Genomic DNA, 7,760 nt, shown 5'->3' with positions numbered 1-7,760 from the left:
AAGCAGCCCCAAACCCAGACGCTGAGTTCTTTCTGGAAAATTGCAGTGCCTTTACTGGGGCTGCTTCGCAGCCCAACGCAGGGCAAGCCTGCTCGCCACAACAGCCCTCTTGCCACAGGCTTCGTGTTCCTGAAATACCGAGGTGTCTGCATCCCACACAAGCCAGCTCCCACCTGGGGTTTGTGCTGTCAGGTAGATAGAAATTTACTTGGGATACAACGGCGGCAAGCTGGTGGTATCCGTCGCCGTGTCTTGCTCGCGCTCCACCATGGGAATGGCCTTGACCGCACGCCACAGATCCTCACCCAGCCAATACTGGCCACTCTCGCTGTACAGCGCGCCGTTCAACCCATCCAAGGCATCCGATAACGGCACAAACCGCGCTGCCATGTCGGCCAGGGTGTCCGGCTGTTGCCGCGCCCAGGCGTCCAGCGCCTGGCGCGTGGCTTGCGGGTCGTTGGCCTGGGTGGCGCGCTTGAGGTCGTCCAGCAGCGAGCGTGGGCTCGGGCCGGTTTGTGCGGCGCGTTGCACGGCAGGTTGGCGACGTGCGCGCCACCACAGGCCGAAACCCAATAGCGTGGTGCAGGCCAGTAGCAAGGTGCTCAGTTGCCACAGCCACAGGCGGTCATCGTCCGGTGCGGTAATCACCGTCGGCGTGGCGGGCGTGTCCACCACCAGGCTTGGGTTGGTCGCCACCTGCAGCGTGCGCGCGGGCAGGCTGGTGCGTTCCAGGTGATCTTCGTGGGTGTTCCACCACACCACTTCCACGGCGGGCATTTCCACGCTGCCGGCGCGGGTGGGCACCAGGGCTTCGCGGTCTTCACGGCTGCCGATCAGGCCACGGTCACTGTTCTGGTTAGCGAGCACCGGTTGGTCCGGGTAACGGCGCAGGCCGTTGATCTCGCTGGTGGGCAGTGCCGACAATTGGGCGCTGGACAGGCCTTCGGCCTTGACCGTGAGGCTGCGGGTCAGGGAGTCGCCAACCTGAACGTGATCAGGCTCGGGGTTCCAGGCTTCGCTCAGGGTCAGGCTGCGCGCAGGCAGCCAGGCGGCGTCGGCGGGGTAGAACTCCGGCTTGGGTTTGACGGTAAGCGCGATGTCGGCCGAGCTTACGTGAATCAACTTGCCCGGTTTGGTGCCTTGCAGCGTGTTCTCCTGGGGCGGGCGCGACTCCACCAAGGTGGCGCTGAAGGTTTGCGCCGGTATCACCAGGGCGCCGCTGTGCTGCGGGTAGATCGCATAGCGGGTTTCGATCACGCCATGGCGAATGCTGTTGATGACCTTTTCGTAGGTGCGCGACTCGCCCAATTGCTCGATGCGTGCATCGGGGATCTGCAACGGCGTGAGGCTGCTGTCGTCGTACAGCGACACCGAATGGTACACGCGCACGGTCAACAGCGCCTGGGCCTGCACGTACACACTGCGCTGGTCGAGGTTGGCTTCGATAAACACCGGGGCCAGTTCGGCACTGGTGTTCTGGCTGGCGGTTTCCAGCACTTGCAGGCTGATCGGCTGGGTCTTCAGCTCGCCCACTTGCAGCGGCGGAATCACCACGGTGCCGTTTTCCTTGGGCAGCAGCGTGATGATCCAGCGCGTGGTGGCGTGGTTGTCGCCGCCCAAGGTGGTGAGCTGGTTGATCTGGCGCGTGCCGCTGACTTCAAACTGCGCATCCAGCGGTGACAAGTCGGGTTTGCCGAACTGGGTGACATCGCTGGACTCCACCGTCAGCTCCACCGTTTCCCCGGAATTGACGCGGCTGCGGTCGACACTCGCCACCAGGTTAGCCGCCTGGGCGTGGCCTGCCGACAGTGCGAGCAGGAGCAGAAGGGTGGTGCGGCGGCTCATTGAGTCTTGTCCTGATGTTGTTGCTGTTCGTACCAGAATTTACGCCGCAGCAACTCGCCGGGGTTGTCCGGGATCTGCTGCAGCCATTGCTCCAGCGCCTGGCGATGCTCGCCATCAATGCTCGCATCTGCGGGGCGCAAGGGCGGGGTGGTGGTGTGCTCGTCCCCCAGCTCGCTGCCCGGTACGTCGTTGCTGCCGGCTTTGGGGGCAGCGCCCGCCTGGTTATCGCCGGCACTGGCCTGGCCTTGGCCCTGGGGCGATTGCTCGCCACCCGTGGCACTTTGGCCGCTGCTGCCTGGCTGCGCAGTTTGGCCGGGTTGGGTTGTTTCGTCATCCTCATTTTTGACCGGCTTGACTGGCTCCGGCTGGGCTTTTTCCTGGATCAGGGCTTCTACCAGCGTTTTGTTTTTCAGCGCCGGTTGCAGGTCGGGCTGGGCTTCGAGCGCTTGTTCATAAGCGTCGATGGCGGCTTCCAGTTCGCCGGATTTGGCCAGAGCATTGCCGCGATTGTAGTGGGAATAGGCGTCATTGCCCTGGGCAAAGCGTTTGATCGCCTCGGCGTAGTTGCCCGCCTCATACAGGGCCACGCCTTGCCATTGCGGGTCTTCGAAGTGTTCGGCGGCCTCGCTCGGGCGTTTTTTCTTCAGCAGGTATTGGCCTTGCTGGTCGGGGCGTAACCACAGGTCCTGAAGTTCAAAGGCATAGCTGGGCTGCGGCGCGCCCAACAGCAGCAACGGCAAGCAGAACAGCCAGCCACGGCGGCCCGCACACGCGGCGAGCAGCAGCAGTGGCAGCAGCAACCAGTAACCCTGATCGGCCCAGGTATCGAGGTGCAGCAACTGGCCGTCATTGCGCAGTTGTTGCGGGCCGTCGAGCAGGTTGAGCTGGCGCAGGTCTTTGTCGTCCAGGCGCGCGGCGCGGTAACGGCCGCCCATTTCACTGGCGAAGGCCTTGAGCGTCGGGCTGTCGAGGCGCGGCACCAGGATGGCGCCCTGGTCATCCTTGAGGAACTCGCCGCTTTCCTGGGTCACCGGCGTGCCTTCGCGGCTGCCGATGCCGAGGATCGATAAGGTTGGGGCCTGAGCGCCTTGCAACTGCAGGCGGATGCCTTGGCGCTCCTGTTTGGACAGCGACGAGCCGACCAGCAACAGGCGGCCCTGGCCGAGGCCGGCCTGCTTGAGCAGGCTCAGGGCTTTTTCTACCGCCAGGTCGGCGCGATGGCCGGGCTCGGGCATGATCGAGGGGCGCAGCGCTTCGAGCAGGTTGCGGCTGGTGGCCAGGTCGTCCGACAGCGGCACCAGCGTATGGGCACTGCCGGCATACACGACGATGGCGGTGGGCGCGTTGTCGCGCGCTTGCAGTAAGTCGTAGAGCTTGCGCCGCGCCTGTTCCAGGCGGTTGGGCGGGCTGTCGGTGGCGAGCATTTCCGGGGTCAGCTCCAGCAATACCACCACCGGGTCGGCCGGTTTCTGGCTGTTCTGCTCAACCCTTTGCCAACTGGGGCCAAGCAACGCCAGCACAGCCAGCAGCCAGGCGATGCCCAGCACCACCCACGGCGATTTGCTTTCGCGGCCATTGCCGCCACTGAGCAGCACCGCATGAAACGCCGGCGGCAAAATCATCTGCCAACGCCCGGCGCGCTTTTGCCGGTGCCACAGCTGCCACAGCAGCCAGCCGAGCAACGGCAGCAGCAACAGCCACCAAGGGCGGAACCAGTGTGGCCACAGGTCGATCATCGACGCCTCCGCAAGCGCAGGCGTTTAAGGCGTTGGCGCCATTGCGGGTGCTGTTGCAGGAAAATGCCCTTGGTCGAGAGTTTGTTGAAAGCGCGTTGCAAGGCGTTGTTGGGCCAGCGTTCCTGCACCACCAGCAACATGCTCAGGATCAACGCCAACGCCAGCGGCGCGCTATACAGCGCCTGGGCCGGGCGAGCCTGGGTCGGCTGTTGCGCGACCGGCTCCAGCTGGTCGAGGGTTTGCTTGATTTTTTGCAGTTCGTCGCCGTCGCGGGCGCGGAAGTAGCGGCCACCGGTGGCGTCGGCGATGGCCTTCAAGGCCGGTTCATCCAGGTCCAGGCTCGGGTTCACGCCCAGGATGCCCAGGGAGCCGGTTTGCTCCGGGTCGGCGCCGATGCCGATCGGGTAGATTTTTACGCCTTCTTCGGCCGCCAGGCGCGCGGCGGTCAGCGGGTCGATCTGCCCGGCATTGTTGGCGCCATCGGTGACCAGGATCAACACGCGGCTTTGCGCCGGGCGCTGGCGCAGGCGTTTCAGGGCCAGGCCAATCGCATCGCCGATGGCGGTGTTTTTACCGGCGATGCCGATACGTGCTTCAGCCAGCCAGGTGCGCACGGTGCGCCGGTCGAAGGTCAACGGGGCTTGCAGGTAAGCCTGGCTGCCAAACAGGATCAGGCCCACGCGGTCGCCTTCGCGGCTTTCCAGGAAGTCCCCGAGCAAGTGCTGCACCAGGCTCAGGCGGCTGACGTCATCGTCCTGCCAGTGCATATCGGGGAAGTCCATGGAGCCGGACACATCCACGGCCACCAGCAAATCACGGCCGCTGGCGGCAATCGGCAGCGGTTCGCCGAGCCATTCGGGGCGCGCGGCGGCGGTCAGCAGCAGCAGCCACAACACCACGAACGGCGCTTGCTGGCGCCAGCCCGGCAGGTTGACCCGCGCACGGCGGCGCGCCAGGCCTTCAAGGTCGGCCAGGTAGCTGACCTTTAGCGCGGGCTCGCCGCTGTCAGCCACTGGCAGGATGAAGCGCATCAACCACGGTAAGGGCAACAGGGCGAAGATCCACGGCCAGGCGAACTCAAACATGTTTGCGAATCCAGGTATCGACGGCTTGGGTCAGGCCGGCGATGGCCTTGTCGTCAAGTTTGCATTCGGGTTTGTAGGCGCCTTCGACCAATACCATCCAGCGCGTAAGGCCGGCGGCGGGGCAACGGTTGTCGAGGAATGCCAGCCATTTGCGGCCGTTGAGGGTGTGGCTCTGGCTGTAGGGGTAGTCGTTGCGGCACAGGCGCTTGAGCAGGCCATTGAGTTGTTGCAGCCAGGCACCGGCGGGTGCGCCGTCGTAGGGTTTGGGCATCAGCGCCAGTTCGGCCAGGGCGGCGATGCGCAGCGGGTCCAGCGGTTGTTCGGCGCGGGCCACGGGGCGGCGTGTGGGCAGGAACCGGCGCAACCACCACAGGCCCCAGCCCAACAGTGGAATCACCAGCAGCAACAACCACCAACCCGGCGCAGGCGGCCAGAACCCGATGGCCGGCGGGGCGATCAGTGGCTGCAGTTGGTCGAGGCTGCTCATTGCTTTTTAACCGGGCGTTGCGGGTTGAGGTATTCGCGCAATTGCTCGACCATCTCGCTTTGGGTGCTCAGGGGCATCAGTAGAATGCGCAGCTTCTGTGCCAGCAGTTCCCAACGCGCAATGCGTTCCTCCGCCTGGGCTTTATAAGCCTGGCGCAAATCGAAATTCAGCGTGTCCAGTTCCAATTGCGCGCCACGCTCGGCAAAACGCAGCAGCCCGGCGGCGGGCAGGGCGTGGTCGAGCGGGTCGGAGATCGGCAACAACAACAGGTCGCAATGGCGTGACAGCAGGCTCAGTTGTTGCTCGGCACCTTCGGTCAAGGCGCGCTCATCGCAGATCACAATCACCAGGCTGCCCGGGCGCAGCACTTCACGGCCACGGCGCAGCGCCATGCCCAGGGCGTCGGCTTCGGGGCGGCTTTCGGTGTTCAGGCTCTGGTTCACCCGCACCAGACGGTTGAGCAATTGCAGCAGGCTTTGTTTGCTGCGCCGGGGTTTGATTTCGTAGTGTTCGCTGTCGCCGAACACCAACCCGCCGACGCGGTCGTTGTGCCCAAGCGCGGCCCAGCCGATCAAGCTGGCGGCCTGGGCGGCGAGCACCGACTTGAACATTTGCCCGGAGCCGAAAAACAATCGGCAGCTTTGCTCCACCATGATGAAAATCGGCCGCTCACGTTCTTCATGGAACAGCTTGGTGTGCGGCTCCTGGGTGCGCGCCGTGACGCGCCAGTCGATGGTGCGCACATCGTCGCCGGCCTGGTAGACGCGCACCTGGTCGAAATCGACCCCGCGCCCGCGCAGCTTGGAGTGGTGCAGGCCAATCAGCGGGCTGCGCTGGCTCGGCGTGGAAAACAGCTGCACTTCGCGCACGCGGTGGCGCATCTCAATCAGTTCGCTGAGCGTGACGCGGATTCCATCGCCGGCATTCATGGGGTTCAAGCGACGGCAACGACGTCGAGAATGCGTTGCACCACGCGGTCCTGGTCAATGCCGGCCGCTTCGGCCTCGAACGACAGGATGATGCGGTGGCGCAGCACGTCGAACAGCACCGCCTGGATATCTTCCGGGCTCACAAAATCGCGCCCGGCCAGCCAGGCATGGGCGCGGGCGCAGCGGTCGAGGGCGATGGAGCCGCGTGGGCTGGCACCATAGGCGATCCATTCGGCCATTTCGGGGTCGAACTTGGCCGGGGTGCGTGTGGCCATGATCAGTTGCACCAGGTATTCCTCTACGGCGTCGGCCATATAGAGGCCAAGGATTTCCTTGCGCGCCGCAAAGATGGCCTGTTGGCTCACACGTCGCTCGGGCTTGGTTTCGCCATTGAGCGCTTCGCCACGGGCTTGTTGCAGGATGCGTCGCTCGACGGCAGCGTCCGGGAAGCCGATCTTGACGTGCATCAGGAAACGGTCGAGCTGGGCTTCGGGCAGCGGGTAAGTGCCTTCCTGCTCGATGGGGTTTTGCGTGGCCATGACCAAAAACAGCGGCGACAGGTCATAGGTGCTGCGGCCCACACTGACCTGGCGCTCGGCCATGGCCTCGAGCAACGCCGATTGCACCTTGGCCGGGGCGCGGTTGATTTCGTCCGCCAGCACCAGGTTGTGAAAGATCGGGCCTTGCTGGAACACGAAGCTGCCGGTTTCCGGGCGATAGATCTCGGTGCCGGTGATGTCGGCGGGCAGCAGGTCGGGCGTGAACTGGATACGATGGAACTGCGCTTCAATGCCTTCGGCCAGCTCTTTGATGGCCTTGGTCTTGGCCAGGCCCGGTGCGCCTTCGACCAGCATATGGCCGTCGGCGAGCAGGGCGATCAGCAGGCGATCGATGAGTTTTTCCTGGCCGAGAATCTGCGTAGAAAGAAAGGTTCGCAGCGCAAGCAGCGCTTCACGATGTTCCATCGATGACGGTTCCTGGAGAGATGAGTCCCAACGTCGAGAAAATCCGCCGGGCCTGGGGCGTCTACTTTAATGCATCGCGGGGTGTGGCGACTAACGGCACGCGGGGTATTTTTAGCAAAACTTGTAGGATTTTTGTGTGGAAAGCACAAATTCCACTGAGGGTCGCTCGGCCCCTGTGGGAGCTGGCTTGCCTGCGATGGCATCAACTGGAGTGACCTGATACACCGAGGTGCCTGCATCGCAGCGGTGCGACGACTCGACAAGCCAGCTCCCACATTTGATCCTTGGAACAGCTTAAATCCGGCTAAAGGTGCCGGTGCCCTTGAGGATGTTCTGCAAGGTTTCTTCCACTTCAGCCATATCCGACGCGGCGGTGGTGTGGGTGATCTCCAAACAGTCTTTGCCACCCAGTGCATCAGCATCACCCGCCGCCAGTTCAATCACCAATGTGGTGTCACTCAAGGTGACTTTCAGCCCATCCAGGGTTGACGGTTCGTAGTCCCAGGTCAGCTCAACCTCATCCTCGTCCGGATAACGACTGAGCATGAACATCTCGCCATTGTTGCCGTGGCAGCAAAGCATGGCCATGTTGTCTTCTTCTTCGTCGCAGGGTGTGGCCATCAGTGCATCGGTGTTCAACGTCATAATAAAACCTGTGGTAGGACGGGCGAGTGTGGCCGCGATCTCGCCATTATGACGTTTTTTACGGATGG

Annotated in this window: 7 protein-coding genes; all 7 read right to left on the bottom strand. The window is 63.6% G+C overall.

What is annotated here, in order from left to right; genetic code table 11:
* Positions 1–204 precede the first annotated feature (204 nt).
* On the bottom strand, positions 205–1,845 hold the full coding sequence (locus tag ACTD9P_RS21545) for a BatD family protein (RefSeq protein ID WP_438869287.1): 1,641 nt from the start codon (positions 1,843–1,845) through the stop codon (positions 205–207).
* Positions 1,842–3,581, bottom strand: coding sequence for a tetratricopeptide repeat protein (locus ACTD9P_RS21540; RefSeq protein ID WP_438869286.1), 1,740 nt, complete (start codon positions 3,579–3,581; stop codon positions 1,842–1,844). Before ACTD9P_RS21540 ends, ACTD9P_RS21545 begins: the two co-directional genes overlap by 4 nt.
* Positions 3,578–4,666 carry a vWA domain-containing protein gene (locus ACTD9P_RS21535; protein WP_438869285.1) on the bottom strand — a complete coding sequence of 363 codons (1,089 nt, stop codon included), beginning with the start codon at positions 4,664–4,666 and terminating at the stop codon, positions 3,578–3,580. Before ACTD9P_RS21535 ends, ACTD9P_RS21540 begins: the two co-directional genes overlap by 4 nt.
* Positions 4,659–5,153, bottom strand: coding sequence for a DUF4381 domain-containing protein (locus ACTD9P_RS21530; RefSeq protein WP_017136650.1), 495 nt, complete (start codon positions 5,151–5,153; stop codon positions 4,659–4,661). Before ACTD9P_RS21530 ends, ACTD9P_RS21535 begins: the two co-directional genes overlap by 8 nt.
* Positions 5,150–6,082: a DUF58 domain-containing protein gene (locus tag ACTD9P_RS21525; protein ID WP_017136649.1), complete on the bottom strand. Its 933-nt coding sequence runs from the start codon at positions 6,080–6,082 to the stop codon at positions 5,150–5,152. The genes ACTD9P_RS21530 and ACTD9P_RS21525 overlap by 4 nt, the downstream gene beginning before the upstream one ends.
* Before the next feature lie 5 nt (positions 6,083–6,087).
* Positions 6,088–7,047 (bottom strand): AAA family ATPase, encoded by a 960-nt coding sequence (locus ACTD9P_RS21520; protein ID WP_438869284.1) that lies wholly within the window; start codon positions 7,045–7,047, stop codon positions 6,088–6,090.
* A gap of 294 nt (positions 7,048–7,341) precedes the next feature.
* Complete coding sequence (locus tag ACTD9P_RS21515; RefSeq protein ID WP_438869289.1) at positions 7,342–7,695, bottom strand: hypothetical protein; 354 nt, start codon at positions 7,693–7,695, stop codon at positions 7,342–7,344.
* Between the last annotated feature and the right edge of the window lie 65 nt (positions 7,696–7,760).

Origin of the sequence: Pseudomonas onubensis (assembly GCF_965653655.1) — a bacterium.
Classification (GTDB): domain Bacteria; phylum Pseudomonadota; class Gammaproteobacteria; order Pseudomonadales; family Pseudomonadaceae; genus Aquipseudomonas.
The sequence above is the reverse complement of the archived record's forward strand: the minus strand, read 5'-3'. Positions and strand labels throughout refer to the sequence as shown.